31 protein-coding genes are annotated in these 26,679 nt (G+C 71.5%); 19 read left to right on the plus strand and 12 right to left on the minus strand.

The annotated features are described in order from the left end of the window. Window positions 1-24: 24 nt before the first annotated feature. The gene (locus ACFVQ0_RS07250) at window positions 25-885 is read right to left on the minus strand and encodes a TIGR03620 family F420-dependent LLM class oxidoreductase (RefSeq protein WP_390085499.1); all 861 of its coding nucleotides are present in this window, start codon (window positions 883-885) and stop codon (window positions 25-27) included. A 211-nt stretch (window positions 886-1,096) separates the two neighbouring features. On the opposite strand from ACFVQ0_RS07250, the gene ACFVQ0_RS07255 reads away from it, so the two are divergent. Continuing rightward, complete coding sequence (locus ACFVQ0_RS07255; protein WP_390085501.1) at window positions 1,097-1,990, plus strand: phosphatidylinositol-specific phospholipase C; 894 nt, start codon at window positions 1,097-1,099, stop codon at window positions 1,988-1,990. 114 nt (window positions 1,991-2,104) lie between these two features. Here ACFVQ0_RS07255 and ACFVQ0_RS07260 read toward each other — a convergent pair whose 3' ends face one another. Then, on the minus strand, window positions 2,105-3,430 hold the full coding sequence (locus tag ACFVQ0_RS07260; protein WP_390085502.1) for a peptidase: 1,326 nt from the start codon (window positions 3,428-3,430) through the stop codon (window positions 2,105-2,107). 469 nt (window positions 3,431-3,899) lie between these two features. Here ACFVQ0_RS07260 and ACFVQ0_RS07265 point away from each other — a divergent pair, with 469 nt between their 5' ends. Continuing rightward, window positions 3,900-4,346 carry a helix-turn-helix domain-containing protein gene (locus ACFVQ0_RS07265; RefSeq protein ID WP_390085504.1) on the plus strand — a complete coding sequence of 149 codons (447 nt, stop codon included), beginning with the start codon at window positions 3,900-3,902 and terminating at the stop codon, window positions 4,344-4,346. An 83-nt stretch (window positions 4,347-4,429) separates the two neighbouring features. Beyond that, window positions 4,430-4,828 (plus strand): PIN domain-containing protein, encoded by a 399-nt coding sequence (locus ACFVQ0_RS07270; RefSeq protein ID WP_390085506.1) that lies wholly within the window; start codon window positions 4,430-4,432, stop codon window positions 4,826-4,828. Window positions 4,829-4,840: 12 nt separating this feature from the next. Here ACFVQ0_RS07270 and ACFVQ0_RS07275 read toward each other — a convergent pair whose 3' ends face one another. The 5 genes from ACFVQ0_RS07275 to ACFVQ0_RS07295 all read right to left on the minus strand — a co-directional run bounded on the left by ACFVQ0_RS07275 (window position 4,841) and on the right by ACFVQ0_RS07295 (window position 10,189). Then, on the minus strand, window positions 4,841-6,283 hold the full coding sequence (locus tag ACFVQ0_RS07275; protein WP_390085508.1) for a sensor histidine kinase: 1,443 nt from the start codon (window positions 6,281-6,283) through the stop codon (window positions 4,841-4,843). Then, the gene (locus ACFVQ0_RS07280; RefSeq protein ID WP_390085510.1) at window positions 6,280-7,011 is read right to left on the minus strand and encodes a response regulator transcription factor; all 732 of its coding nucleotides are present in this window, start codon (window positions 7,009-7,011) and stop codon (window positions 6,280-6,282) included. Before ACFVQ0_RS07280 ends, ACFVQ0_RS07275 begins: the two co-directional genes overlap by 4 nt. Before the next feature lie 89 nt (window positions 7,012-7,100). Further along, window positions 7,101-8,192: a S1C family serine protease gene (locus ACFVQ0_RS07285; protein WP_390085512.1), complete on the minus strand. Its 1,092-nt coding sequence runs from the start codon at window positions 8,190-8,192 to the stop codon at window positions 7,101-7,103. Window positions 8,193-8,311: 119 nt separating this feature from the next. Continuing rightward, window positions 8,312-9,364, minus strand: a complete 1,053-nt coding sequence (locus tag ACFVQ0_RS07290) for a LacI family DNA-binding transcriptional regulator (RefSeq protein ID WP_390085514.1) — start codon at window positions 9,362-9,364, stop codon at window positions 8,312-8,314. A gap of 24 nt (window positions 9,365-9,388) precedes the next feature. Continuing rightward, a complete protein-coding gene (locus ACFVQ0_RS07295; RefSeq protein ID WP_390085516.1) occupies window positions 9,389-10,189 on the minus strand; it encodes a response regulator transcription factor in 801 nt (266 codons plus the stop codon). A 302-nt stretch (window positions 10,190-10,491) separates the two neighbouring features. On the opposite strand from ACFVQ0_RS07295, the gene ACFVQ0_RS07300 reads away from it, so the two are divergent. The 8 genes from ACFVQ0_RS07300 (at window position 10,492) to ACFVQ0_RS07335 (ending at window position 16,177) form a co-directional block, all read left to right on the plus strand. Continuing rightward, window positions 10,492-11,388 carry an alpha/beta hydrolase family protein gene (locus ACFVQ0_RS07300; RefSeq protein WP_390085518.1) on the plus strand — a complete coding sequence of 299 codons (897 nt, stop codon included), beginning with the start codon at window positions 10,492-10,494 and terminating at the stop codon, window positions 11,386-11,388. Between the two features lie 62 nt (window positions 11,389-11,450). After that, entirely contained in the window at window positions 11,451-11,705 is a 255-nt protein-coding gene (locus ACFVQ0_RS07305) for a MoaD/ThiS family protein (protein WP_390085520.1), read from the plus strand. Between the two features lie 10 nt (window positions 11,706-11,715). Then, window positions 11,716-13,095, plus strand: a complete 1,380-nt coding sequence (locus tag ACFVQ0_RS07310) for a hypothetical protein (protein WP_390085522.1) — start codon at window positions 11,716-11,718, stop codon at window positions 13,093-13,095. Window positions 13,096-13,278: 183 nt separating this feature from the next. After that, window positions 13,279-13,974, plus strand: a complete 696-nt coding sequence (locus ACFVQ0_RS07315) for a DUF2993 domain-containing protein (RefSeq protein WP_390085524.1) — start codon at window positions 13,279-13,281, stop codon at window positions 13,972-13,974. Between the two features lie 209 nt (window positions 13,975-14,183). After that, window positions 14,184-14,291, plus strand: a complete 108-nt coding sequence (locus ACFVQ0_RS07320) for a putative leader peptide (protein ID WP_353962123.1) — start codon at window positions 14,184-14,186, stop codon at window positions 14,289-14,291. Window positions 14,292-14,457: 166 nt separating this feature from the next. Beyond that, the gene (locus tag ACFVQ0_RS07325; protein WP_390085526.1) at window positions 14,458-15,303 is read left to right on the plus strand and encodes a sulfurtransferase; all 846 of its coding nucleotides are present in this window, start codon (window positions 14,458-14,460) and stop codon (window positions 15,301-15,303) included. A 50-nt stretch (window positions 15,304-15,353) separates the two neighbouring features. After that, entirely contained in the window at window positions 15,354-15,641 is a 288-nt protein-coding gene (locus ACFVQ0_RS07330; protein ID WP_018490348.1) for a DUF1416 domain-containing protein, read from the plus strand. Window positions 15,642-15,787: 146 nt separating this feature from the next. Then, window positions 15,788-16,177: a DUF3099 domain-containing protein gene (locus ACFVQ0_RS07335; protein ID WP_390085528.1), complete on the plus strand. Its 390-nt coding sequence runs from the start codon at window positions 15,788-15,790 to the stop codon at window positions 16,175-16,177. 9 nt (window positions 16,178-16,186) lie between these two features. On the opposite strand, the gene ACFVQ0_RS07340 is transcribed toward ACFVQ0_RS07335, so the two are convergent. Next, complete coding sequence (locus tag ACFVQ0_RS07340; RefSeq protein ID WP_073733068.1) at window positions 16,187-16,549, minus strand: DsrE family protein; 363 nt, start codon at window positions 16,547-16,549, stop codon at window positions 16,187-16,189. A 446-nt stretch (window positions 16,550-16,995) separates the two neighbouring features. Between ACFVQ0_RS07340 and ACFVQ0_RS07345 the strand changes: the two genes are divergently transcribed. The 3 genes from ACFVQ0_RS07345 (at window position 16,996) to ACFVQ0_RS07355 (ending at window position 19,105) form a co-directional block, all read left to right on the plus strand. After that, window positions 16,996-17,568: an FABP family protein gene (locus ACFVQ0_RS07345; RefSeq protein WP_311304141.1), complete on the plus strand. Its 573-nt coding sequence runs from the start codon at window positions 16,996-16,998 to the stop codon at window positions 17,566-17,568. A gap of 79 nt (window positions 17,569-17,647) precedes the next feature. Further along, window positions 17,648-18,112 carry a Fur family transcriptional regulator gene (locus tag ACFVQ0_RS07350; RefSeq protein ID WP_390085530.1) on the plus strand — a complete coding sequence of 155 codons (465 nt, stop codon included), beginning with the start codon at window positions 17,648-17,650 and terminating at the stop codon, window positions 18,110-18,112. A 24-nt stretch (window positions 18,113-18,136) separates the two neighbouring features. Beyond that, window positions 18,137-19,105 (plus strand): YgfZ/GcvT domain-containing protein, encoded by a 969-nt coding sequence (locus tag ACFVQ0_RS07355; protein WP_390085532.1) that lies wholly within the window; start codon window positions 18,137-18,139, stop codon window positions 19,103-19,105. A gap of 13 nt (window positions 19,106-19,118) precedes the next feature. Here ACFVQ0_RS07355 and dtd read toward each other — a convergent pair whose 3' ends face one another. Further along, window positions 19,119-19,568, minus strand: a complete 450-nt coding sequence (gene dtd / locus ACFVQ0_RS07360) for a D-aminoacyl-tRNA deacylase (protein WP_390085534.1) — start codon at window positions 19,566-19,568, stop codon at window positions 19,119-19,121. 114 nt (window positions 19,569-19,682) lie between these two features. On the opposite strand from dtd, the gene ACFVQ0_RS07365 reads away from it, so the two are divergent. The 3 genes from ACFVQ0_RS07365 (at window position 19,683) to ACFVQ0_RS07375 (ending at window position 22,690) form a co-directional block, all read left to right on the plus strand. After that, a complete protein-coding gene (locus tag ACFVQ0_RS07365; protein WP_390085536.1) occupies window positions 19,683-20,306 on the plus strand; it encodes an ABC transporter substrate-binding protein in 624 nt (207 codons plus the stop codon). Window positions 20,307-20,352: 46 nt separating this feature from the next. Further along, a complete protein-coding gene (locus tag ACFVQ0_RS07370; protein WP_390085538.1) occupies window positions 20,353-21,348 on the plus strand; it encodes an asparaginase in 996 nt (331 codons plus the stop codon). An 88-nt stretch (window positions 21,349-21,436) separates the two neighbouring features. Beyond that, entirely contained in the window at window positions 21,437-22,690 is a 1,254-nt protein-coding gene (locus ACFVQ0_RS07375; protein ID WP_390085540.1) for a GNAT family N-acetyltransferase, read from the plus strand. Window positions 22,691-22,711: 21 nt separating this feature from the next. Here ACFVQ0_RS07375 and ACFVQ0_RS07380 read toward each other — a convergent pair whose 3' ends face one another. Both ACFVQ0_RS07380 and ACFVQ0_RS07385 read right to left on the minus strand, forming a co-directional pair. Further along, a complete protein-coding gene (locus ACFVQ0_RS07380) occupies window positions 22,712-23,512 on the minus strand; it encodes an ABC transporter permease (RefSeq protein ID WP_390085542.1) in 801 nt (266 codons plus the stop codon). Beyond that, window positions 23,505-24,536, minus strand: coding sequence for an ATP-binding cassette domain-containing protein (locus ACFVQ0_RS07385; protein ID WP_390085544.1), 1,032 nt, complete (start codon window positions 24,534-24,536; stop codon window positions 23,505-23,507). Before ACFVQ0_RS07385 ends, ACFVQ0_RS07380 begins: the two co-directional genes overlap by 8 nt. 97 nt (window positions 24,537-24,633) lie before the next feature. On the opposite strand from ACFVQ0_RS07385, the gene ACFVQ0_RS07390 reads away from it, so the two are divergent. After that, window positions 24,634-25,443 carry a TetR/AcrR family transcriptional regulator gene (locus tag ACFVQ0_RS07390; RefSeq protein WP_390085546.1) on the plus strand — a complete coding sequence of 270 codons (810 nt, stop codon included), beginning with the start codon at window positions 24,634-24,636 and terminating at the stop codon, window positions 25,441-25,443. A gap of 19 nt (window positions 25,444-25,462) precedes the next feature. Next, complete coding sequence (locus ACFVQ0_RS07395; protein ID WP_390087698.1) at window positions 25,463-26,146, plus strand: TetR/AcrR family transcriptional regulator; 684 nt, start codon at window positions 25,463-25,465, stop codon at window positions 26,144-26,146. On the opposite strand, the gene ACFVQ0_RS07400 is transcribed toward ACFVQ0_RS07395, so the two are convergent. Then, window positions 26,143-26,661 (minus strand): DUF2199 domain-containing protein, encoded by a 519-nt coding sequence (locus ACFVQ0_RS07400; RefSeq protein ID WP_371777030.1) that lies wholly within the window; start codon window positions 26,659-26,661, stop codon window positions 26,143-26,145. The two genes, ACFVQ0_RS07395 and ACFVQ0_RS07400, sit on opposite strands and share 4 nt — an antisense overlap. Window positions 26,662-26,679 lie beyond the last annotated feature (18 nt).

Raw genomic sequence — 26,679 nt, forward strand, 5'->3', positions numbered from 1 at the left:
CGGCCTGCCGCCCCCGCGCGCGTTTCAGCACAGCGCCGCGGCGAGCTCGCGCCAGGCGGTGCGGGCGAAGAGGCTCCGGTGGGCGGTGACGACCTGGAGTGCGATGTGGTCGGCCCCGGCAGCGGCGTGCTTGGTGATCCGAGCGGCGATCTCCTCGGGCGTGCCGTGGGCGAACAGGGCGTCGACGAGCCGGTCGCTGCCGCCGTGGGCCAGATCGCGGGGGTCGAAGCCCATGCGCCGCCAGGCCTCGCGGTAGTTGGCGAGTCTCAGGTACGGGGCGAGCATCGTCCGGGCCTGGTTCCGGGCGGTCTCGGGTTCGGTGCTCAGGATGACCGTCTGTTCCGTGGCCAGCAGGGATGCGGGGTCCAGCTCGTAGCGGGCCCGGGCGGTGTGGCTGACGTCGACGAGGTAGGGGTGCACTCCGAGGGTCCTGGCCGCGGCGAGGCGGGTCATCCGGGGGCCGTGGGCGCCGACGATCCGGGCGGCGGCGGGCAGGGGCGGTGAGGCCGCGTCCAGCTCGTCCAGGTAGCCGGCGAGTGCCGCGTAGGGGCGTTGGTAGCGGTCGACGCACTCGGCGTGGCTGACGCCGAGGCCGACGAGCAGCCGGGCCCGCTGGTGGGCGGGCAGTGCGTGGTACGAGGCGGCGAGCCGCGCGGCGGGCCGTTCCCAGATGGACACGCATCCGGTCGCCACGGTGACCCGGTCGGTCGCGTCCAGCACATCGGCGGCGGTGGCCAGGTCCCCACTGGGGTTGCCGCCCGGATTGCCGCCGAGCCAGAGCGTGCCGTACCCCAGTTCCTCCAGCTCGGCCGCGGCCTCCCTGGCCTCCCCGCGGTCCCCGTGTGTGAACGCCAGGCTCCATACGCCGATCGTTCCGAGGTTCATCAGCGGCTCCTCCGGTGTGGGAGCTCTGTTCTAACTCCGCGTCGGAGGCCCGTTCGTGGTGCTCGCGCCACTCTGTCCGGAACCGGTCCACCGGTGTCCGGATGCCCCGGGAGGGCCTCTTCCTGCCGTGACGTGCACCCGACATAATCCATGGGCCCGTCCGTACACACTTCGCACGCTGACCCCACACGGCACCCGGAGGCGTCCCCGCATGAGCCCGTACACAGCCAACCGCCGGAACTTCCTGGCCGGCGCACTGGCCGTTTCCGCCACCGCCGTCCTGGGCACGGCACCCGCCCGCGCCTCGGCCCGCCGGGCCCTCACCAACCAGGACTGGATGAGCGGCATCGCGGACGGAACGGAGCTTCGACGGCTCACCATCCCCGGCTCGCACGACTCCGGCGCCCGCTACGGCGGACCCTGGACCGAGTGCCAGAACACGACGATCGCGGAACAGCTGAACAGCGGGCTGCGCTTCCTCGACGTACGGTGCCGGATCACGGGCGGCTCCTTCGCGATCCACCACGGAGCCTCGTACCAGAACCTGATGTTCGGCGATGTGCTGGGCGCCTGCTGGGACTTCCTGGCCGAGCGGCCCACCGAGACGGTACTGATGCGGGTCAAGCAGGAGTACTCGGAGGAGAGCGACGCGGCGTTCCGGGCGGTCTTCGACGACTACCTCGACGTCAGGGGCTGGCGGCCGCTGTTCCACATCGGCTCCGCGCTTCCCGCGCTGGGCGAGGCGCGCGGCAAGGTGGTGCTGCTGGCCGACAACGGGGGCCTGCCGGGCGTGCGTTACGCCGATCCGGACCTCTTCGACATCCAGGACGACTACATGGCGGAGCCGTTCGCCAAGTACCCGAAGATAGAAGCCCAGTTCCGCAAGGCGGCCGGGCAGCCGGGCAAGCTCTTCATGAACTACGTCTCGACCGCCGCCCTCCTGCCGCCCCGTGGAAACGCGGACCGGCTCAACCCGCAGGTCCAGTCGTTCCTGGACGGCTCGGAGGCGTCCGGCTGGACCGGCCTCGGCATCGTCCCGCTGGACTTCCCGGCGACCCGGTCCGGGCTGGTGGAGTCCCTGATCCGGCACAACCCGGCGTCCTGAGCCGCCGGGACCGATGCGGTGCCTACGACGCGGAGGTACGCGACCCGAAGGCGTCGGCACCCGGGTGGGTGGCGGGCCGACCGGCCCGCCACCCACCCTCTCGGCAGGGACTGATCAGATCCGGGAACCCGTCCGGCGGCGGCGGGCGGTGAACATCGCCGCCGCGCCGAGCGCCACGGCCGCGCCGCTCGCGAGGGCGAGCTGCGGGGTGGTGGAGGACGAGCCCGTCGAGGCGAGGCTGCCGCCGGTGGTCACCGGGTTGCTCGACGCCGTGCCCTGGGCCGACGGGTTGGAGCCGCCCGAGGTGCCGGTGGTGCCGGTGCCGGTCGTGCCCGTGCCGGTGGTGCCGGTCGTGCCCGTGGTGCCGGGGTCGGTCTTGCCGGGCTTCGGCTTCGCGGCCTTGAGGACACCGAAGTCGTACATGTCGATGTCCGGGTTGCCCCCGCAGGAGCCGTTCTCGTTGATGTAGTCGGCCGACACGAAGGCGGCGCCGTTGCCGGCCGGGGCCGACGCGTCGATGGTGAGGCGGAGCTTGATGTCGGCGTGGGCGCCGTCCTTCAGCGGGCCGATGGCGTCGATCAGGTGGTCACCGCCGATGCTGTGCCACTTCGGGGAGGACGCCGTGGACCACTGGAGGTGCAGGAGCCGGTCGGTCTCCTTGAGGCCGCTCGTGTCGGTGGCGTGCGTGAAGGCGTAGGCGAGGACGTTGTCCATGGCCTTGCCCGAACGGTTGCTCACCCGGAGCGTGAGAGCGGTGGTCGTACCGGCGGTGATCGAGTCCGGGACGCCGGTCAGGACGGTGGTGAGACCGGGCTCGGGCACGCAGTCCTGGTTCTCGTTCTCCTCCTCCTCGCGGGCCTTGGCCAGCGCGTCAGCGGCGGCGGTCTTCGCGTCGAGAGCGTCGTTGAGGGCCTTCTGCGCCACGGAGTAGGCGCGGAGCGCGGCGACCCTCGCGTCGTCGCGGGCCGTGTAGGCCTCCGTGGCCTTCGCGTCGGCGGCCGTCTTGGCGGCGGCGGCGGTCGCGGCGGTGGCCTCGGCACCGGTGAGGGCGGTCTCGGCGGCGGTCCGCTCGTCCTCCGTGGCCGTCTCGGGCAGCGCGTCGAGGGCGGCCTTCGCGTCGGTGACGGCCTGGTCGGCGGCGGTCTTGGCGGCGCCCGCGTCGTCCGCGGCCTTCTTGGCGGCGTCGGCGGCCACGGCGAGAGGCGCGGTGTCGGACATCGCGTCCTGCACCACCTGGTAGGCGGCGGTCTTCGCGGCGAGGGCCTTGTCGTAGACCTCCTGTGCCTCGGCCGCGGCCTTTTCGAGCTCCTCCAGGGTCGGCTTGGCCTGCGTACGTGCGCTCGGCGCGGCGTCCGCGAACGCGGGCGTGACGGAGAGCAGCACGGCGGGTGTGGTCACGGCGACGGCCACGGCCGTGGCGAGAATGCGGCGAATCTTCACATGAGCCCTTGGGTCCGGATCCGAAAAGGAAAGAAATGGGGATGAACGGCTGCCACAGCGGCTGGATCACGCGGGCGGCTGTGAAGATGCTATGGCGGTCGTCGGACACGGTGGCGGGATTTTTTCGGTGTCCAGGCCCGGCCCGGGGTCCAGCTCGCGGACAGACGTCACGAAAGGGCGCAGTTGCTCTCAGCTGGGTGCCTTTCGCTGTGACGAAAGGCACAGGGGTGTTGCTCCGGGTTCTGGCTGAGCTGGGCGTTTCTGTTCCGGCGCCGGACGCGGGCCCGCTCAGCTCCGGGGTGTCTCCGGTGGCGGCTGCGGGGGCCGCGCCGGCGATTCCGGTGTCGCTGTCAGTGCCCGGACACTGCCGAGATCGCGAGCGCGAGCGGTACGGCTTGAAGGGGGGCGCGGACGTTGCGTTTCTTTCGAATTGTGCGATGCTTGGTTCATCTTCAAAGGAGAGAAAGCCATGCACAGCACCGCTGAAGACCGAACTCTGCTACCTGAGCACCGTGCGGAGATCGCGGAGCTCTGCGCGTTCCTGGACAGGACCCCACAGGCAGTGGAACCAGCCTTGCTGCGGGGCCCGGACGGCTCGACGAAGACGTTGCCCCCGGAGGTCTACGAAGCGCTGATGGTGGTCGTCCGCGCGCTGTCTGAAGGCAAGGCGGTCACGGTCGCCCCGGTGAACACAACGCTGACCACACAGGAAGCCGCAGACCTGCTGGGTGTCAGCCGACCGACATTCGTCAAGATTCTGGACGAGGGCGAGGTGCCCTATTCCCGGCCGGGCCGTCACCGCAGAGTGCTGCTGGCTGATGTGCTCCAGTACAAGGAGAGGCGTCGCACCCGGAGGAGCCGAGGGCTCGACAAGCTGATCGAGCAGACGGAGGACGCCGGACTGTACGGCAACTGAATCCCGACAGGACACCTGAGTCACCTGGAGCGATGTGCAGCGCGTGGTCCTGGACACCTGCGTTCTCGCAACATTGCCGACAGGTGTCTGCCGAGAAGGCCAAGGCTCTGGTCGAGACGATGGCAGGGGCATTTCCCGACAGCCTCGTGGCGGGGTACAGCAAGCTGATCCCGGCGATGACCAACGATCCGAAGGACCGTCATGTGCTGGCTGCGGCAGTCCGCGGCCAGGCGCATGCACTGGTCACGCTGAATGTAAGGGACTTTCCGGCGGATTCGGCAGACCCGTACGAGATCGAGGTGCTGAGGCCCGACGATTTTCTGCTGGATCTGCTCGACCTCGCTCCGGTGGACGTGCTCGCGGTCCTGGGAGCTCAGGCGCAGAGCTATCGGCGCGAACCGCGCGATGTGCACGGGCTGCTGGACCGCCTGTCCGCCGGAGGAGCTCCGCAGTTCGCGGCGGAGTTCCGGCGCCGCCTCTGAATTTTCGCCCGCTCAGCTCCGGGGTGTCTCCGGTGGCGGCTGCGGGGCTCCCGGCAGCCGGATCGTGGCCACCGTGCCGTCGCCGTCGTCCGCCGGGCGCAGGGCGATCTCGCCGCCCGCCTGCTGGACCGTGCGCGCGACGATCGACAGGCCGAGGCCCGAGCCGGGGAGCTGGCGGGCGGACGGGGAGCGCCAGAAGCGCTCGAAGACGTGCGGGAGTTCGTCGGCGGGGATGCCGGGGCCCCGGTCGCGGACCGTCAGTTCGCCCCGGTGCAGGACCACATCGATCGTGCCGCGTGGCGGGCTGAACTTCACCGCGTTGTCCAGGACGTTGACGACCGCCCGCTCCAGGGCCGCCGGTTCTGCCCGTACGTACCAGGGGGCCAGCTCCGCCGTGACGGTCAGCTCGGGGCCGCGCAGCCGGGCGCGGTCCAGGGCGGTGCGGGTGATGTCGTGCAGGGCCACCACCTGGAGCGGGCCGGGCTGGGCGGCGTCCGGGCGGGCCAGTTCCTGGAGGTCGCCGATGAGCGAGGCGAGCTCGGTCATCTGGGCCTTGACCGAGGACATCAGCGCCTTGCGGTCGTCCGGCGGGATCGCCCGGCCGGTCTCGTCGCTGCGGGCGAGCAGCTCCACGTTGGTGCGCAGGGAGGTCAGCGGGGTGCGCAGCTCGTGGCCCGCGTCCGCGATCAGCTGGGCCTGGCGGTCCCTGGAGGTGGCGAGGGAAGCCGTCATCGAGTTGAAGGACCGGGAGAGCCGGGCGATCTCGTCCTCGCCCTCGACCGGGATGCGGACGGTGAGGTCCTCGGTGCGGGCCACGTGCTCGACGGCCTCGGTGAGCTCGTCGACCGGGCGCAGTCCGGACCGGGCGACCCAGAGTCCGGCGGCGCCCGCGCCGATGACGCCGATGCCGGAGACGGCGAGGAGGACCCAGGCGAGGGTGGAGAGGGGTGCGTCGATCTCGCTCAGCGGGCGGGCCACGGAGACGCCGAGGGTGAGGTCGGCGGGCGGCAGGCCGGGCCCGCGCGACACCGTCACCGTCACCGCGTAGGTGAAGACGCGCATCTTCACCCCGTCGGCATCGGCCTCTGTGTGAAGCGCTCCGCTGCGCTCGCCGTTGACCACCGCGAGGTCGGCCCGGGTCACCGGGAGCTTCGACGAGTCGGGGGCGATGCAGACCGTGCCCTGGGCGTCGATGAGCTGGACGGTGAAGCCCGTGTAGGGCGGGGGCGGCAGCTTGGTGGCGCTGGTGCAGTACCTGTACAAATCGCCCAGGTAGTCCTTGTCGACCTTGGCGGCGCGCAGCGTCGCATCCGCCTGCTGCTCCAGCTGTGCCCGCGTCACGAACCAGCAAGCCGCCGCCACGGCCGCCACCGCCACCGCGACCGCCACCGCGACCAGCAGCGCGAGCCGGGAGCGGAGCGGCAGGGCGCGGAAGCGGCGCAGGGGCCCCGTCACCCCTCGCCCCCGCCCGCCCGCAGTGCGTATCCGACACCGCGCACCGTGTGGACCAGCCGCGGTTCGCCGCCCGCCTCGGTCTTGCGGCGCAGGTACATCACGTACACGTCCAGGGAGTTGGAGCTCGGCTCGAAGTCGAAGCCCCAGACCGCCTTGAGGATCTGTTCGCGGGTCAGCACCTGGCGCGGGTGCGCGAGGAACATCTCCAGCAGGGTGAACTCGGTACGGGTCAGCTCGACGCGGCGGGTGCCCCGGGTGACCTCGCGGGTGGCGAGGTCCATCCGGAGGTCCGCGAAGGCCAGCGCGTTGTTGTCGGGGAGGTCGGCGCCGGAGGCGGCCGCGTACGAGCTGCGGCGCAGCAGGGCCCGGATGCGGGCGAACAGCTCGTCCAGCTCGAAGGGCTTGACCAGGTAGTCGTCGGCGCCCGCGTCGAGTCCGGTGACCCGGTCCCCGACGGTGTCGCGGGCGGTGAGCATGAGGATGGGCGTGGTGGTCCCGGTGGCCCGGATGCGGCGGGCTGCGGTCAGCCCGTCCATCCGGGGCATCTGGATGTCGAGGACGATGAGGTCGGGGGCGTACGACTCGGCCTTGGTGAGGGCGTCGAGACCGTCGACGGCGACCTCGGTGCCGTATCCCTCGAACGCGAGGCTGCGCTGCAGGGCCTCACGCACGGCGGGCTCGTCGTCGACGATCAGGATGCGCTGCGGATCGTCTTCGGCGGGGCTCATCGCTGCTTCGTCCTCTTCTCGATCCGTACGGGGCGGGGCGCTGCCCTCCAGTTTCCCAGCCTCGCACGGCCCGGCCGCGGCGGCGCGGGTCAGGAGCTGTCGCCGGCCCGCAGGGTGTTCAGGTCTGCCTTGAGGGTGTTCACCGGGATGGCGAAGCCGAGGCCGACGCTGCCCGCGCCGGAACTGCCCGAGCCCTGGGCCGAACTCGCGGAGTACATCGCGGAGTTGATGCCGATGATCTCACCGTTCATGTTGATCAGCGCGCCCCCGGAGTTGCCCGGGTTGAGCGAGGCGTCGGTCTGGAGCGCCTTGTACGTGGTGGTGGAGTCGCCGGTGTCGCCGTTGAACTGCTGACCGCCGAACTCGAACGGCCACTGCTGCCCGCCGCCCTGGCCGCCCTGCCCCTGTCCCTGTCCCTGCCCCTGGCTGCTGTCGCCCTCCTTGGCGACCGTGACGTCCCGGTCGAGCGCGGAGACGATGCCGCTGGTGACGGTGCCGGTGAGGCCCTCGGGCGAGCCGATCGCGACGACCTGGTCGCCGACGGCCACCTTGGAGGAGTCACCGAGCGTCGCCGTCTTCAGCCCGCTCGCGCCCTGGAGCTTGATCAGCGCGAGGTCCTTGTCCGGGTCGGTCCCGACGACGTCGGCGGTGTACGTCTTGCCGGTGCTGAGCGTCACCTTGACCGAGGAGGACCCCGCGACGACGTGGTTGTTGGTGACGATCTCGCCGTCGGACGTGATGACCACACCGGAGCCGGTGGACTGGCCCGCGTTCGAGGTCGCGCTGATCTCGACGATGGTCGGTGACAGGGCGGCGGCCACGCCCGAGACGGTGCCCTTGCTGCTCTGCGAGACCGTGGTGCCCGGGATGACGCCGCTGCCGGTGCTGCCGGTGCCGTGGTCGGTGAGCTGCCCGATCACCGTGGCGGTGCCGCCGCCGACGATCGCCGCCGCGATGGCGACCGCCGCGAGGAGCGCGACCGGACGGCGGGCCCGGCGCCGGGGCGCGGACGGCTCGGGCGCCGGCTCCTGCTGTCCGGGCGCGGGCCACACGGGGCCGCCGCCGCCGGAACCCGCCGGCTGCGGGGGCTGGTATGACGGCGGCGGCGGGTAGGCCGCGTCGCCGTTGCCGTACGAGGGGTACATCGGGTACTCGCCGCTCGGGCGCTGGCTCTCTGTCATGTCTAGAAGAGTGTCCAGCGAAGATGAGAGGAGCGTGAGTACGCCCTGAGAAGCCCGGCAGAACCTCGTATGCCCGATATAAGGGCCGCACCCGGACGAGGACGCCGGACGGCGCTCGGCTACGCGGGCGCCGTCCGGGCCGCCGGGGGCTCACCGCAGCCGCAGGACCGCCGGACCACCAGCGCGGAGGGGAACTGCTTCAGCCGCTCCCGCCGCGAGCCCGACACCCGGAGCGAGTCGTCGAGCACCAGGTCCACCGCCGCCCGTGCCATCGCCGGGCGGTCGGAGAAGACCGTGGTGAGCGGCGGATCGGTGAGCCCGGCCTCCTTCACGTCGTCGAAGCCCGCCACCGCCAGCTCGCCCGGCACGTCGATCCGCAGCTCGCGGGCGGCCCGCAGTACGCCGATGGCCTGGTCGTCCGTGGCGCAGAAGATCGCCGGGGGCCGGTCCGGGCCCGCGAGGAGCTCCAGCGCCACGCGATAGGCGTCGTAACGGTTGTACGGGGCCTGGAAGAGCCGGCCCTCCGTCGTACGGCCCGACTCGTGCATCGCCCGGCGCCAGCCCTCGACATGGTCGGCCACCGGGTCACCGACCGCCGGGGTCGACTCGACACCGCCGAGGCAGGCCACGTACGCGTTGCCGTGCTCCAGCAGATGACGGGTGGCGAGCTGGGCGCCGCCGACGTCGTCCGTGACGACCGCGACGTCGTCGATGGCCTCGGGCCGCTCGTGCAGCAGCACGACCCGGGCGTCCCACGCCTCTATCTCCGCCGCCGCCCGCTCGCTGGGACCCTGGCTGACCAGGATCAGCCCGGAGACCCGCATGCCGAGGAAGGCCCGCAGATAGTGGACCTCGCGCTCGTCGCGGTAGTCGGAGTTGCCGACGAGCACCATTTTTCCGCGCTCGGCGGCGGCCTGTTCGACCGCGTGCGCCATCTCCGCGAAGAACGGCTGCCGCGCGTCCGGCACGATCATCCCTATGAGATCGGTCCGCCGCGAGGCCATCGCCTGGGCGACCCGGTCGGGCCGGTAGCCCAGCTCCTTGATGGCGGCGAGTACCCGCTCGCGCGTGGCCGGGGCGACCGGCCTGGGTCCGTTGTTGATGACGTAGCTGACGACCGCGGTCGACGTCCCCGCCAGTCTCGCCACATCGTCCCGCGTCACCTTGGCCACGCGCGGCAGTCTACGCGGATATAACTACCTCTTGGCAGGCTGGACCGGGCCTTCTTCCCTCACCTCTGCGGCCTCCGGCTGCTCCGAACGGGTGAGGCTCTCGGAGGCCGCCTTCGCGGCCGCCGACTTGGCCTCCTCGGCCGCCCGCTCCACCTTCTCGGGTGCGACGAACCGGTAGCCCACGTTGCGGACGGTGCCGATCAGCGACTCGTGCTCGGGGCCGAGCTTGGCGCGCAGCCGACGGACGTGTACGTCGACCGTCCGGGTGCCGCCGAAGTAGTCGTAGCCCCAGACCTCCTGGAGCAGCTGGGCGCGGGTGAAGACCCGTCCCGGGTGCTGCGCCAGGTACTTGATCAGTTCGAATTCCTTGAAGGTCAGGTCCAGGACCCGGCCCTTGAGCTTGGCGCTGTACGTCGCCTCGTCGATCGACAGATCGCCGTTGCGGATCTCCATCGGGGAGTCGTCGGAGGTGATCTGCTGCCGGCCGGTGGCCAGCCGCAGCCGGGCCTCGACCTCGGCGGGGCCCGCCGTGTCCAGCAGTACGTCATCGATTCCCCAGTCCGCGGTGACGGCCGCGAGGCCGCCCTCCGTGACGACGAGGATCAGCGGGCAGCCGGGTCCGGTGGACCGCAGCAGCTGACAGAGGGAGCGGACCTGGGGCAGGTCGCGCCGTCCGTCGATGAGGATGACGTCGGCACCCGGGGTGTCGACGAGAGCGGGGCCTTCGGCGGGCGCCACCCGCACGCTGTGGAGCAGGAGGCCGAGGGCGGGAAGCACCTCCGTCGACGGTTGGAGGGCATTCGTCAGGAGCAGCAGTGAACTCATCGCCGCCCACCTGCCTGGGTCGTCGGTCGATGATCGTGCACGGTTGGCTCGCCCATTACGTCGGTCCTCCTCGTTCCCTGCGAGAGGGGCACTCCCGGGCCGGGCCCGGGGGAGTATGCGGCACTGCTTCGTACGCTTATTCGTGTTGTTCCGTACGACGTTTCGTCATACGGGTTTTACCGGTACGGCCCCGCGCCCAGGGCCGCTGAGCTTGTTGAAACGTCTCCGTAACAACGCGCGGAAAGCACAAAAGGACCCGGGGGCTGCATTGCCCGGATCCTCTTCCCAGCAGAATAGCCCACATGAGTTCTGTGTCCGAGGGGCGATTTCGGAGTTCCTCTGTTCCCTTGATCACGCGCCGGCCGTCGCGGACCACGTTGCGCGCCGATGACGGCGTCCTGATCGAGGCGGTGTACGACCCGTGTACGGCGGATGACGGCGCACTCGCGGGTGGCGGGGAGACCGGTACGGCGATCGTCGTCGCGCACGGTTTCACCGGTTCGGCCGACCGCCTCGCGGTGCGGCGCGCCGTGGAGGTGTTCTCCCAGCGTGCGGCCGTGATCACGTTCTCGTTCCGGGGGCACGGCGGCTCCGGTGGACGCTCCACGGTGGGCGACCGCGAGGTGCTGGATCTGGCCGCCGCGGTGGGCTGGGCGCGGTCGCTCGGACACCGGCGCGTCGTTACGGTCGGGTTCTCCATGGGCGGTTCCGTGGTGCTCCGGCACGGGGCGCTGTATACGGCTCCTGAGGCGGAGCGCGAGGGCGTCCGATCCGTTCCGGTGCGCGGGGGGCGCACGGAAGCGTGTTCGGGGGCGTACGCCGATGCGGTGGTTTCCGTGAGCTCCCCGGCGCGCTGGTACTACCGGGGTACGGCCCCGATGCGTCGGCTGCACTGGGTGGTGACGCGTCCGACCGGCCGGCTGGTCGGGCGGTACGGCTTCCGGACCCGGATCGCCCGCGACGACTGGGACCCGGTCCCGCTCTCCCCGGTCGCGGCGGTCCCGCTGATCGCCCCGACCCCGTTGCTGATCGTGCACGGCGACCGGGACCCGTACTTCCCGCTCGACCACCCCCGGATGCTGGCGGACGCGGCGGACGGGGCCGCTGAGCTGTGGCTGGAGCGCGGGATGGGGCACGCGGAGAACGCGGCGGACGCGGCCCTGCTCGGCCGCATCGCCGACTGGGCCGCGGACCGGTGACCCCGGTGCACGATGATGGACAGCCGGACCCGAGCCGACCCGAGACGAGAGGAGCCGCCGCCATGCCCGCGGGAACGATCCGTTACTGGGCAGCCGCCAAGGCCGCTGCCGGAACGGCGGAGGAGCCTTACACCGCCGCGACGCTCAAGGAGGCGCTCGACGCCGTACGCGGCCGGCACCCCGGTGAGCTGACCCGGGTGCTCCGGAGGTGCTCGTTCCTCATCGACGGTGACCCCGTCGGGACCCGGAGCCATGAGACCGTACGCCTTGCCGAGGGCGGCACGGTCGAGGTGCTCCCGCCGTTCGCAGGAGGGTGAACCGCAGAACATGACCAGCAGCGATCAGCAGCATCCGTACCCGGACCAGCCGTACGGGGACCAGCCGTACGGGAATCCGCCCGGAAACCAGCCGCAGCAGCCTTACGGGCAGGAGCCGCAGCCGTACGTGGACCAGTCGTACGGGGGCCAGGGCTACCCGGACCCCGCTTACGGGCAGCAGCCCTACGGTGAACCGTCCTACGGGCAGCAGGCCCCCTACGCGGGCGAAACCGCCCCGTACGCGCCTTACGCACCGCAGGGTACGTACCAGCCCCAGCAGGCGCACCAGCCCCAGCAGCCCCAGCAGGCGCACCAGCCCCAGCAGCCCCAGCAGGCGTACCAGGCCCAGCAGCCCTATCGGGATCCGCAGGCCGGGGAGCCGGCGGTCGCGCAGACCTGGGAGGGCCAGACCTGGGACACCCAGTACCAGCCCACCCTCCGACCGACGCAACAGCCGGCGCAGCCCGTGCAGCCCGCCCAGCCCGCCCAGCCCGTGCAGGGCGCTTCCGGTGCCTACCCGCTGCCGCCCGAGGTTCCGGCGGCGCCCGTGGCTCCCGAGCCGGTGGCCGCCTCCGTGGGCGCCGCGCAGGACGACGACGGGTACAGCGCGCCCACCACGCTGGGCAACAGCCGCATCACGGACGCCCAGCGGGCCCGCGCCGAGGGCCGCTCCCCGATCATCGCGCCGGGGATGCAGCCGGCCGCGATCACCGCGGGGCTCGGGCTGCTGCTCGCGCTCGGTGCGGCCATCGGCTCGTACGCCCTGGTGGTCCCGTTGGTGCTGCTCCAGGCGGTGACCGCGGCCGGATGGTTCCGGCTGAACGGCATGTGGCCGGCCCGGCAGGGCATCGCGCTCGCGTTCGCCGGCGGGCTCGTCGCCGATGTGGCGCTGCTGGCCGCGGGCCGGGAGAACGGTCCGGCCGCGATCCTCGGCACGCTCGGCGTCTGGGTGCTGCTCACCGTCGTGCTCCAGCTGCGCAGCCGGGCGGGCGCCGACGAGCGGATGGAGGGGCTGATGGCCACCGTCGCCTCCGCCTCGCTCGCGGTCCTGGCCGCCGGGCACCTCGCGGCGGTCCCGGACGCGGTGACGGTCGGCGGGATCGCGGTCGCCCTCACGGTGCTCGTACGGGCGCTTCCGCTGCCCGGGCCGGTCTCCGTGGTGGCGGCGCTGCTCGTCGCGGCGGCCGCGGGCGGGCTGGCCGGGGCCGTTACGGACCTGGGGGCGAAAAGTGCGCTGCTCGGCCTGGCCGCCGGTGGCTGCGCGCTGATCGGGCTGCGGGTGGCCAGCTACGACTACCCGTCGCGGTTCGTGCACATGACCGCGGGAGTGGCGCTGCCGCTCACCGCGGCCGCGCCCGCCGTGTATCTGATCGGCCGCGCGATCGGGTAGCCGGTCGCCCGCGACCCGTCACTCGTGACCGTCGCGCCTCACGCGTCACAGAGATGCCGAAGCCCTCCACGGGGAACCGATGGGGGGCTTCCGCTCGTCGATCACCCGGAGCGTGACGTGCGGCCGCAGTAGGCTCACGGTCGCCGAGCGGTCCGAACGGACGCCGGCGGGGGAGGACAAGGCATGCGTGCACTGCGAATACTGCTGGTCATAGTCGTGATTCTGGCCGGCGTGTTCATCGCCATCGACCGCGCGGCGGTGTATTTCGCCGAATCGCAGGTCGCGGAGCGGGTGCGGGTGCCCGGCGCGGAGATCGGCTCGACGGACGTATCGATCAAGGGCTTTCCGTTCCTGACGCAGCTCGCCGGCTCCGAGCTCGACGAGGTCGACGTGAAGATCACCGGCCTGGAGACCAGCGCGAACGGCCGCACCCTCCGGATCAGCGAGATGAACGCCGACCTGCACCAGGTCCGGCTGACCGACGGTTTCTCCGGGGCGGTCGCCGCACGGGCGGGCGGCACGGCCGTGGTCTCGTACGCGGACCTCACCAAGGCGGCCAGCGCGGACGTCGCGGTCGCGTACGGCGGCAACGGCAAGGTGAAGGTGACCGGCACGGTCCAGGTCCCCGGTCTCGGCCAGGAGATCTCGCGCAGCGTGCTGTCCAGCGTCACCCTGGTCGACGGCCACACCGTGCGGGTGCACGCCGACAAGGTGCCGGGCGAGGGCATCCCCGGACTTGAGGGCCTGGTGCGCAAGAAGACCGACTTCGAGCGCGAGGTCGGCGGGCTGCCCAAGGGCCTGAAGCTGGAGAAGATCCAGCCGACCGCGGAGGGCCTGGAGATCTCGGTGACCGGCACGGACGTCACGCTCGCCGGCTGACTCCGGCGGCGAGCCGCGGGCCGACAGCGGGCCTGCGCCACATACTGAGACGGCTGCGTCCGTTCCGCAGATGCCCGACGGGCGCCGCGCTCCCGGGAGCGGATGCGGAGCGGGCGCGAACTCCTTCTCGTCTCACCCTGCGGACGATCGCGTCTCAGTGGGCGACACAACGGTGACATGTCCGCCCGTACGTCCCTACGATCGGTCCCATGCAGTGCTCTATTAGCGGTCTCCCGCAGCGGGGACGGGCGGATCTCACGAAGCGGCGGGCAGTGGACCTGTGCCGCGTCGCCGCCATGCTCTGTCGCACTGTCTGAGCGGGAGCGTCGATTTCCCGCATTCCCGGCCTTCCGACCCTCTGTCGGGGCCATCCCGATGCCTCTGTGCACGTGCCGAATTCCGCGCTCCGTACATCCGCATCAGCACCCGCGTCCCGCACCACCTCGCATCATCTCGCCGCAGACTGCCCCGGAGGAGAACACAATGAGCCGCAGTGACGTCCTGGTAGACGCCGACTGGGTCGAGGCCCACATCGACGACCCGAAGGTTGCCATCGTCGAGGTCGACGAGGACACCGCCGCGTACGAGAAGAACCACATCAAGAACGCGATCCGGATCGACTGGACCAAGGACCTCCAGGACCCGGTCCGCCGTGACTTCATCGACCAGGCGGGCTTCGAGGAGCTGCTGTCCGGCAAGGGCATCGGCAACGACACCACGGTCGTCCTGTACGGCGGCAACAACAACTGGTTCGCGTCCTACGCGTTCTGGTACTTCAAGCTCTACGGCCACCAGGACGTGCGGCTGCTCGACGGCGGCCGCAAGAAGTGGGAGCTCGACTCCCGCGACCTGGTGGACGGCGACCAGATCCCGTCCCGCCCGGCCACCCAGTACAAGGCCAAGCCGCAGGACGAGTCGATCCGCGCCTACCGCGACGACGTCGTGAAGGCGATCGGCAGCCAGAACCTGGTCGACGTGCGTTCGCCCGACGAGTTCAGCGGCAAGCTGCTCGCCCCGGCCCACCTCCCGCAGGAGCAGTCGCAGCGCCCCGGCCACGTGCCGAGCGCCCGCAACATCCCGTGGTCGAAGAACGCCAACGACGACGGCACCTTCAAGTCGGACGACGAGCTCAAGGCCCTCTACGAGGCCGAGCAGGTCGACCTGTCGAAGGACACCATCGCGTACTGCCGCATCGGTGAGCGCTCCGCGCTCACCTGGTTCGTGCTGCACCAGCTCCTCGGCCAGGAGAACGTCAAGAACTACGACGGTTCGTGGACCGAGTACGGCTCCCTGGTGGGCGTGCCGATCGAGCTCGGCGCCAACAAGTAACTCCGCACCACCCGGACCGGCACGACCCCCGACGAGAAGGACAGAACACCATGTGTGGAGCAAAGGCCGGCGGCCCCGACGCTTCGACGATCAAGCCCGGTGAGACCACCATCCAGGGCAGCGTGACCCGCGACGGCGAGCCCGTCACCGGCTACGTCCGCCTGCTGGACTCGACCGGCGAGTTCACCGCGGAGGTCCCGACCTCCGCGACCGGACAGTTCCGCTTCTACGCGGCGGAGGGCACCTGGACGCTGCGCGCGCTCGTCCCGGGCGGCAGCGCCGACCGCACGGTCGTGGCGCAGACGGGCGGCCTCTCCGAGGTGGCCATCGCGGTCTAGCACCGGACACGAAGACCGGCCGAAGGGCCGTACCCCGGAGGGCTGGACGCCTTGCTGAACCGGGGTACGGCCCTTCGCGCCGTCCGGGTGAAGGTGCCCGTTCCCCAGGACCGGCTGGGCGGACGAATCAGGCCTACGCTGGACTTATGTACGCCCGACGCCGTCGCGCATATTTCCTGATGATGGGCGGATGTCTCGTCCTCTTCGTCTCGTCCTGGGCCTTCGTGAGACTCTGGTCGATTCCCGCCGCCATCAGCATGTGTGTGATCGCCATGGTCATCCCGCCCGTCGCGGCGATCGTGGCCAACCGGAAGGGCCCGGAGGACCGCTGGTGGGACGACCCGCCCCCGGATCCCCGGCAGCGGACGGACCGGACGGACCGGAATGACCGGCCGGACCCGCCGGGCCGGATGAACCGGATGGATCGGACGGGCAAAGGGAACCCCGCCGGCCGCACCGGCCCCGTCGGCCCCACCGGGGATCCGGAGTCGGACGAGTGGTGGGAAGAGCTCGACGGCAGGAAGCGCCGCCAGTAACGGGTTCCGTCAGTAGACGAGGGCCTGCACGCCGTCGGCCATGATCTCGCTGACGAAGACCTGCGCCCCGGCGATCCGTACCCCGTCCAGGACGTCCTGTTCGGTGATGTCGCGGCGGGCCGCGCACTGGGTGCAGAGCGTGATGAGACCGCCCGCCTGGATCGACTCGATCAGATCCGGCAGCGGCGCCGCGTGCGGCAGTTCGAACTCGGCGGCCCGTCCCGGCAGGGCGAACCAGGCGGATTCCCCGGTCAGCCAGAGCGAGACCTCCACGCCGCTGGCGACGGCGACCGCCGCCACTGTGAACGCCTGCGAGCAGCGCTCGGCGGAGTCGGCACCTGCGGTCACCTTGATCACGAGCTTCTTCGGCATATGCGGAACTGTAATCCTCGGGCGTACAACCTCGGCGGTGAGCAGCGGGTCAGTTGGTTGCGCGGATGACGGAATCCGCGCTTCAGCGCTTCAGGTCTTGTGGGGGGGGATCCCATTTTGATTCAGCCAGCCCCGGCCGGAGCAACGGCGGACAAGAAGCAGAACCAGCTGCTGGGCTGAGCCGCTCCGCGGGAAACCCCGAACCGACGGGCCGGGCCTCCACCCATTAGGCTGGGACCCGGCCCGTACTGCTGCCATACCGCTCGTTCAAGGAGCTCCCGTGCTTGAGGCATTCTTCACCACCCTGCTGGTCCTGGTCTGTGTCGGCACCCTCGCCTTCGCCGGTCTGACCGTGAAGAAGCTGTACCAGGGTCAGCGCTGACCCCTCAGCTCCACGCGCGCCCTCCCCGTTGTTCCGCCCGCCTCACAGATCGTCTGAGCCGCTCATGATCGAGATTCCGTCCGACCTCCACCCGGACCTCGTCCCGCTGGCCTTCCTCCTGGGCAACTGGGCGGGTGCGGGCGTGTCCGACTTCCCCGGTGCCGAGAAGTGCAACTTCGGCCAGGAAGTGACCTTCAGCCACGACGGCCGGGACTTCCTGGAGTACGTCTCGCACACCTGGGTGCTCGACGCCGAGGGCGAGAAGGTCCGGCCGCTGGAGTCGGAGTCCGGCTACTGGCGCATCGACAAGGACCGCAAGGTCGAGGTCGTGATGGTCCGCGACCAGGGCGTCATCGAGATCTGGTACGGCGAGCTGGCCCACCAGAAGCCGCAGATCGACCTGGTCACCGACGCGGTGGCCCGCACCGCGGCCTCCGGCCCGTACAACGGTGGCAAGCGGCTCTACGGCTATGTGAAGAGCGACCTGATGTGGGTCGGTGAGAAGTCCACGCCCGAGGTGGAGCTGCGGCCGTACATGTCGGCGCACCTCAAGAAGGTCGTCACCCCCGAAGACGTCGCCGCGATGGCGAAGAGCCTCGGTGACCTGCCGGACGACGGGATCGCGTTCTTCAAGTAGCCGGCCCTCCTTACCGCCCCCACCGATACGTGCTCCGATCCGCTGGGGGCGGCACCCGTGCGGACCTACACTGGGGCCTGTGGTGAGCACCGACTGGAAGACCGATCTTCGGCAGCGTGGCTACCGGCTGACGCCGCAGCGGCAGCTTGTCCTGGAAGCCGTGGACGCGCTGGAGCACGCGACGCCCGACGAGATCCTCTCCGAGGTCCGCCGGACGGCCTCCGGTGTGAACATCTCGACCGTCTACCGGACCCTGGAGCTCCTGGAGGAGCTGGGCCTGGTCAGCCACGCCCATCTGGGCCACGGCGCACCGACGTACCACCTGGCCGACCGCCATCACCACATCCACCTCGTCTGCCGGGACTGTGGGGACGTCATCGAGGCCGATGTCGGCGTCGTCGCGGAGTTCACCGAGAAGCTGCGCGGCGCGTTCGGGTTCGAGACGGACATGAAGCACTTCGCGATCTTCGGCCGCTGCGCGGACTGTGCGGGCTCCGCGGACTCCGCGTCGAAGGCGGCCGAGCGGCCAGGAGACCCGGTCTGAGGGGCCGAGTCGTACGCTGGTCGCATGAAGAGCCCCCTGCTGTCCCTGCCCGGTGCCGTCCCCGCCGAGGGCCGCGACGAAGGTGTCGCCGCGCACTACGGTGACCTGTTCCGCGAGCAGCGCGCCCTCGCCGACGGCTCCGGTCTCGTCGACCTCTCGCACCGCGGGGTGGTCACCGTCACCGGCCTCGACCGGCTGGCCTGGCTGCACCTGCTGATCACCCAGCACGTCACCGACCTCGCGCCCGGCCAGGCCACCGACTCCCTGATCCTCACGGCGAACGGGCACATCGAGCACGCCATGTATCTCGTCGACGACGGCGAGACCGTGTGGATGCACGTCGAGCCGGGCACCCAGGGCGAGCTGATCGCCTATCTGGAGTCGATGAAGTTCTTCTACCGGGTCGAAGTCGCCGACCGTACGGACGACTTCGCGGTCGTGTACCTGCCGGCCGGTTCGATCGCCCCGGCGCCGGAGGGCGGTGTCGTGCGCGAGACGCCGTACGGCCGCGACCTGTTCCTGCCGCGCGCCGCTCTGGAGGCGTACGCGGCCGAGCACGGCCCGGCCGCCGGGGTGCTGGCCTACGAGGCGCTGCGCGTCGAGGGCCACCGCCCGCGCCTCGGTTTCGAGACCGACCACCGCACCATCCCGCACGAGCTGGGCCTGATCGGCAGCGCCGTCCACCTCCAGAAGGGCTGCTACCGGGGCCAGGAGACCGTGGCCCGGGTGCAGAACCTGGGCAAGCCGCCCCGCCGACTGGTCTTCCTGCACCTGGACGGCAGCGAGGTGCTCCTCCCCGGGCACGGCACCCCGGTCCGGCTCGCCTCCGACGGCTCAGAGGGCCGTCAGCTCGGCTTCATCACCAGCTCCGCCCGCCACCACGAGCTCGGGCCGATCGCCCTGGCCCTGGTGAAGCGGAACGTGCCGGTGGACGCGGAGCTGCTGGCGGGGGAGAACACGGCCGCCGCCCAGGAGACGGTCGTCGAACCGTAGCCACGTTGCCCGGTCAGACCTCGACGACGAGGGTGAACGGGCCGTGGTTGGTGAGCGAGACCCGCATGTCCGCCCCGAACCGGCCCGTCTCCACCCGCGCCCCCAGCGCCCGCAGCTGCGCTACCACCTCGTCGACCAGCGGCTCGGCGGTGGCGCCGGGCGCGGCGGCGTTCCAGGTGGGCCGGCGGCCCTTGCGGGCGTCCCCGTAGAGAGTGAACTGCGAAATCACCAGAAGCGGCGCATTCACATCGGAGCAGGACTTCTCGCCCTCCAGGATGCGGACCGACCAGAGCTTCCGGGCGAGCTGCGCCGCCTTCTCCGGGGTGTCCGTGTGAGTGACTCCGACCAGCACACACAGGCCCTCGCCGATGATTTCCCCGACCACCGCGGGGCCGCTGCCCTCGCCGTCGGCGTCGGCCACTGTGACGGTCGCACCGTCGACCCTCTGTACCACTGCACGCATACAGACCAACCTATCTTGGGCTGAACGGGTACAGAGCACCTCCACCGGCACCCTTGGAGTGGCACGATGCACGGAGGCGGTGCGCCGACGCACCGGTCGAGGGGATGGACAAGCATGAGCACCCATGGAACCGGGCAATCCCCGGGTACCGTGCCGGTCACGCGTGCCGGCGTCAACAGCAGTGCGGGTACGAGCACGAGCACCATGCGCCCACCTGTGCAGCGGACCGGGCAGGGCTCCGACGACGGCCCGGCCGCGCCCCCGCCCGAACTGGGCACCCTGCGCCTGCCCGAGTTGCGCACACTGCGCCGCGACTCGCAGAGCGACGAGGCCGACCTGAGCTATGTGCGGCGGCTGGTCCAGGGACGCGTGGACATCCTGCGGGCCGAGCTGGCCCGGCGGCGGGACCCCGAGTCGCCGGTGGTGGACAGGCTCTCGGAGATCCTCGCGGACGCCCCGTCGCTGCACCGCTCCTCGGCCCGGCACGTCACGCTGAGCACCCCGCGCAGCGACGAGTACCGGCAGCTGGCGGCCGAGACGCTCGCGGAGGTCGAGCTGTCCGACCTCGACGCCCGTACGGACGAAGAGCTGCACACCGCGATGGGCCGTCTGGTCCGCTACGAGCAGCAGGTGTCCCGGCGCCGCCACCGGCTCCAGCGCACCGCGGACGACTGCAGCGCGGAGATCGCCCGCAGGTACCGTGACGGGGAAGCACAAGTAGACGACCTGCTCGCCTGAGGCAACCCCTCCGGGGGCGGGTCCCGCCCGTCCCCGGAAGGCCAACATGACCTCCAGCGCAGCCCCGTCCGCCGGTTCCGACGCCATATCCGACCCGGTACCCGCACCACCGGTGCTGGCCGAGATCGTGCGGTCCGGTTTCGTCGAGGGCCACCATCGCGGATCACTGGTCGTCCTGGCCGCCGACGGCAGCGTCGAACTGACCCTCGGCGATCCGGCGGCGCCGGTTTTCCCGCGCTCCTCGAACAAGCCGATGCAGGCCGCGGCCGTGCTGCGGGCCGGGCTCGACCTGTCGGGGGAGCGGCTGGCGCTGGCCGCCGCGAGCCACTCGGGCGAGGGCTTCCACCTCGATCTCGTACGCACGATGCTCACCGAGCACGGGCTGACGCCCGACGACCTCCAGACCCCGCCGGACCTGCCGCTGGATCCGGTCGAGGCGGAGGCGTACCTCGCCGCGGGCCACGTCCGGGAGCGGATCACCATGAACTGCTCGGGCAAGCACGCGGCGATGCTCGCGGTGTGCCTGCGCAACGGCTGGGACCCGGCCACCTATCTCGACCCGGCGCACCCGCTCCAGCAGCTCGTGCTCCAGGTGATCGAGGAGGCGGCGGGCGAACCGGTCGCCTCTGTCGGTACGGACGGCTGCGGGGCGCCGCTGATGGCCATCTCGCTGGTGGGCCTCGCGCGGGCGTTCCGTACGTTCGTCACGGCGGCGCCGGGCACGGCGGAGCGCCGGGTGGCGGACGCGATGCGGGCGCACCCGGAGTACGTGGCGGGCACCCGCCGCCCCGACACCTGGCTGATGCGCGAGCTGCCCGGCACGCTGTCCAAGATGGGCGCGGAGGCGGTCCAGGCGGTGGCGCTCGCGGACGGCAGGGCGCTGGCCTTCAAGATCGACGACGGCTCGACCCGGGCGCTGGGTCCGGTGCTGGCCCGCGCGCTCGGCCTGCTCGGGGTGGACGCCCCGGTGGTGTCCCGGATCGGCCGGGCCCCGCTGCTGGGCGGCGCGGCGGAGGTGGGCGAGATCCGGGCGGCGTTCTGAGCCCGTTCCCGTCCCACCCCACTCCACCCCGTCCCGCGCGCCGGAAAAGCGGGCGACATCCCGAACGGCCGTGTCTAGCGTGGAGCGCATGAACAGCCTTGAGGCCCGCACCGTCACCGAGTCCGAGTTCGCCGACTGGCTACGCGCCTTGAACACCGGATTCCTGCGCCCGCCGACCCCCTCGGACGAGGAGGTGGCCGGGAGGCTGCCCCATATGGATCTGGACCGCGTCCAGGGGGTGTTCGACGCCGGGCGGTGCGTGGCGACGTTCCGTTCGTTCGCGCAGGAGCTGACGGTCGTCGGGGGCGCGACGGTGCCCACCGACGCGGTCACCAACGTCACCGTGACGCCCACCCACCGCCGCCGCGGGCTGCTCACCCGGCTGATGGCGAACGACCTGGCGGCGGCCAGGGAGCGCGGCGAGGTGGCCGCGACCCTGATCGCCGCCGAGTACCCGATCTACGGGCGGTACGGCTTCGGCCCCGCGGCCTGGACCACCGAGTGGGAGATCGACATACCCCGGGCGGGCCTCGACCCCCGGCTGTCCGGGACGGCGGCGGCGGACGGCGGCCGGATCGACCTGGTGGACGCGCCGGAGGTGCGCAAGCTGGGCCCGGTCCTGCACGACCGGGTGCGGGCCCGGCAGCACGGGGCGGTGAGCCGCGGCGAACGCTGGTGGGACCTCGTCACCGGCGAGGCGCTCTACCCGAACGACACCTGGACCGAGCCGTTCTACGCCGTCCACCGCGACGCCGAAGGCACCGTGGACGGTCTGCTCATCTACCGCGCCGACGACCACTGGGGCGATGCCAAGCAGCCGCTCAACCGGGCGACGGTGCGCAGCATGATCGCGACGACCCCGGCGGCGGAGCGGGCGCTGTGGCACTTCCTCTGCTCGGTCGACTGGGTCACCACGATCCGCACCGGCAACCGCGCCCCCGACGACCTCCTCCCCCTGCTCCTCCCGGACCCCCGCGCGGCCCGTGTGGTGACGCACGCGGACTTCCTGTGGGTGCGCCTCCTGGACGTCGTACGCGCGCTGGAGGCCCGCACCTACGCGGTCCCCGGCTCCCTGGTCCTGGACGTCCACGACGCCACCGGCCTCACCGCCGGCCGCTTCCACCTGGACGCCTCGCCGTCCGGCGCCACGTGCACCCCCACCACGCGCACCGCGGATCTCGTGCTGGACGTGCGGGAGCTGGGGACGCTCTACCTGGGCGACGAGTCGGCCCTGCGGCTGGCGGCCCTGGACCGGATCGAGGAACTGACCCCGGGCGCGGCGGCGCTGGCGGACGGGGTGTTCCGGGCGGGGCGGCGGGCCTGGTGCCCGGATGTGTTCTAGTGCCCCTCCTGGTTTCGTGGGTCACCGCGTCCGCACCCTGAACAGCACGCCCGACAGGACCACGGCCGTCAGCAGGATCCCGGCGGCCCAGGTCAGCGCGATCCAGGGGGAATCGCCCACCGGCTGGTCCAGCAGGAGACCGCGAAGGGCTTCGATGGCCGGGGTGACGGGCTGGTGTTCGGCGAAGCCGTGGAGCCAGGTCGGCATCGAGTCGACCGGGACGAAGGCGCTGCTCGGGTAGGGCAGGAACAGCATCAGGAAGGTGAATCCGCCCGCCGCCTCCGGGGTTCTGGCGAGCAGGCCGATCGCGGCCGACAGCCAGGACAGCGCGACGAGGTACGCGATCAGGACGGCGAGGGCGAGGAGCCAGCCGGTGGCGGTGGCGGTGGGGCGGAAGCCGATCAGGAGGGCGATGCCCAGAACCAGGGCGGTGGAGACCAGGTTGCGGGCCGTGCTCGCGGCGACGTGGCCGGCCAGGATCGCCGCACCGCCGATGTCGAGGGTGCGGAAGCGGTCGATGATGCCGCCCTTCATGTCCTCGCTGACGGCCACCGCGGTGGTGGCGGCGCCGAACCCGGCGCACAGCAGCAGAACGCCGGGGACGACGTAGGTGACGTACGCAGTGTGCGGGATTCCGGTGTCGATCGCGCCGCCGAAGAAGTAGACGAAGATCAGCATCAGCATGACCGGCAGCATCAGCGAGGTGACCAGGGCGTCGGTGTTGCGCCGGCTGATGCGCAGCGAACGGGCTGCCATCGTGCCGGCCCGGCCGAGCGAGGTCAGGGGCGCGTGCGGCGAGGTGGTGGTGAGGGTCTCAGACATGGGCGGGCGGCACCTCCTTCGGGCCCGTATTCGGGTCCGTCTTCGGGTCTGTCCTCGGGTCCGTGTTCGCGTCCGTCGTGGTCAGGGCCAGGAAGACGTCGTCGAGCGTGGTGGTGTGCACGGTGAACCGCTCGACCGCCGTGCGGCCCGGGTCGATCTCGTCGAGCAGCGCCCGCACCTGGGCCGCCGAGCCGTCCGTGGGGAGCCCGAGGGTGAGGGTCGCGGGCGCGTGGTGCACGGCGCGGTGGGTGAGTCGGAGGTAGCTCGCGCGGTCGGCCATGACCAGGTCGAGGCGGTGTCCGCCGACGCGTGACTTCAGGGAGTCCGCCGTGCCCTCCGCGACCTTCCGGCCCCGGTCGAGGACGGCGATCCGGTCGGCCAGCCGGTCGGCCTCCTCCAGGTACTGGGTGGTGAGCAGCACGGTGGCGCCCTCGGCGGCGAGTTCGCGGACCACCCGCCAGAGCTCCTGGCGGCTGCGCGGGTCGAGTCCGGTCGTCGGCTCGTCCAGGAAGAAGACCTCCGGCTGCGGGCTGCCGACCAGGCCGGCTGCCAGGTCGAGCCTGCGCCGCATGCCTCCGGAGTACGTGCGGACGGTGCGGCGGGCCGCCGCGGTGAGGCCGAAGCGTTCGAGGAGTTCGGCGGCCCGGTGGCGCGCGTCCGCCCGGGAGCGGCCGGTGAGCCTGGCCATCATGCGCAGGTTCTCCTCGCCGGTCTGCGTCTCGTCGACGGCGGCGTTCTGCCCGGTGAGGCTGATGGCGCGGCGGACCCGGCCGCGCTCCGCCACGACGTCGTACCCGGCGACGCGGGCCGTGCCGCTGTCGGCGGTGGTGAGCGTGGCCAGGACGCGTACGGCGGTGGTCTTGCCCGCGCCGTTCGGGCCGAGCAGCGCGAAGACGGTGGCGCGCTCGACGCGCAGGTCGATGCCGTCCAGGACGGGCGGTGCGCACGCTCCGTACGACTTCGTCAGGCCGTGGGCCTCGATCATGGCGGCCGGGGCTGGTGGTGTGCGTGTGGTTGGTGGCATGGGTGCGCCTCTCCGTGCACTCTCTGCGTATGGCGTACGCGTTACTGTGTAAGGGTTACGCATAACTAGGATGGCCGTCAAGGGAAGGCGGTTTCAGGTGACGGAAGAGAACGGTTCGCCGGGCGGTACGGGCCTGCCGGCCAGCATCGAGGCCGCCTGGGGGCTGCGGGCGCGCCCGGTGAAGGGGCCCAAGCCCGGACTGAGCCTGGAGCGCATCGTGGACGCGGCGGTGGCGGTGGCGGCGTCCGAGGGGCTCGGCGCGGTGTCCATGGGGCGGGTCGCCAAGGACCTGGGCGCCTCGACGATGTCCCTCTACCGGTACGTGGCCGCCAAGGACGAGCTCTACGTGCTGATGCAGGAGGCGGCCATGGGGCCGCCGCCCCCGCTGCCCGCGCTGGAGGAGCGGGCCGGCTGGCGGGAGGCGCTCTCGCAGTGGGCCTGGGCGCAGCGCGGGGTCTACCACCGCAACCTCTGGATGCTCCGCATCCCCATCGCCGGGCCGCCCGCGAGCCCGCACTCCGTCGCCTGGTGGGAGCTGGGTCTCCAGGCCCTCGGAGACAGCGGTCTGGGGCCGGGCGACGCCGTCTCCGTCATCCTCCTGGTCAGCGGTTTCGTGCGGAACGAGGCGCTGCTGATGGGCGATCTGGACGCCGCCGTCGAGGCCCGCGGCGTACCGGCGCAGGAGGTCATGGAGAGCTACGCCCGCACGCTGACCCGGCTCGTCGACCCCGAACGCCACCCCGCGCTCTCCCGGCTGATGGCCACCGACGTGATGTGGGTCCCGGACGAGCCCGACTACGAGTTCCGGTTCGGCATCGAGCGGGTGCTGGACGGGATCGAGGCGCTGATCCGCGAGCGGGAGCGGCAGCGGAAGCGGGATGCGGCGGTGGACGTCAAGTCCGGTTGAGGTCATGGGCGTACGCTGCATGGTCATGAGCGGAGAGAAGCCCAGGTCCGGCGCGGTGGCGGACGAGGACGCGCCCCGTGGGCCGAACGCGCCGATGAGCCTGCGCGAGCGGAAGAAGCAGCTGACGTACCAGGCCGTGTCCGACGCCGCGATCGCCATGTTCATGGAGCGCGGCTTCGACAAGGTCTCGGTGGCGGAGGTCGCGGCCGCCGCGGACATCTCCAAGCCGACGCTCTTCCGGTACTTCCCATCCAAGGAGGACCTGGCCCTGCACCGGTTCGCCGATCACGAGGACGAGTCGGCCCGGGTGGTCGCCGCCCGCGCGGACGGCGAATCCCCGCTCGACGCGCTGCGGCGCCACTTCCTGGACGGCCTGGAGCGGCGCGACCCGGTCACCGGCCTGTGCGACGTGCCCGAGGTGCTGGCGTTCCACCGGCTGCTGTACGGGACCCCGTCCCTGGTGGCCAGGCTCTACGCGTACCAGGGCCGCTCCGAGGCGGCCCTCGCCCGCGCCCTGGGGGACACGGTGCCGGACCGGCTGGCGGCGGGCCAGATCATCGCGGTCCTGCGCATCCTGGCCCTGGACAACTGGCGCCGGATCAGTGCGGGGCAGAGCGCGGACGAGGTGTACGCGGACGCGGTCGAGGCGGCGGAGCTGGGGTTCGTTCAGCTGCGGTCGGGGCTGGGACCGGGCACGCGTTAGCCGTTGTCCTCGGCGTGCTGCACCGCTTCGGCTATCTCCCGTACCCGGTCGAACGTGATTCCGTTCCGCTGCTCCACCGCGAGCGGATGGTCCGTGGGCTCCAGCTCGATGAGCGGGCGCCGGCCGATCTCGCGGGTGTGGGCGTTGGTCCTGAGATTGGTCGTACGGGGGGAGTAGAGCCCCAGCTCGGTGGTCAGCCAGCCGAAGTACGGCTTCTCCGACTCCCGGCCCGGGGTCTCCCACACGTCGAGGGCGCGGCCGAAGTTCTCCCGGCTCAGTGACACCCAGACGCCCCAGGAGAACGGTTCCTGGCTGCCCGCCACGGGTATCTCGATCAGACCCTTGATGAAGTAGTGCTCGTGTCTGACGATGCACTGGTCCGTCGAGAGCATGCTGTCGGGATCGCTCTCCAGGCTCGCGTCCCAGACGTCGGGGGCCATGGTCGAGTACCCCATCGGGAGTTCCGAGTGGTGTCCGCCGCAGCGGGAGCAGGTGTAGCCGGGGTCGGGTGCCATGGGCGGGATCCTATGGCC

The organism is Streptomyces sp. NPDC057900, assembly GCF_042887885.1.
Lineage (GTDB): Bacteria > Actinomycetota > Actinomycetes > Streptomycetales > Streptomycetaceae > Streptomyces.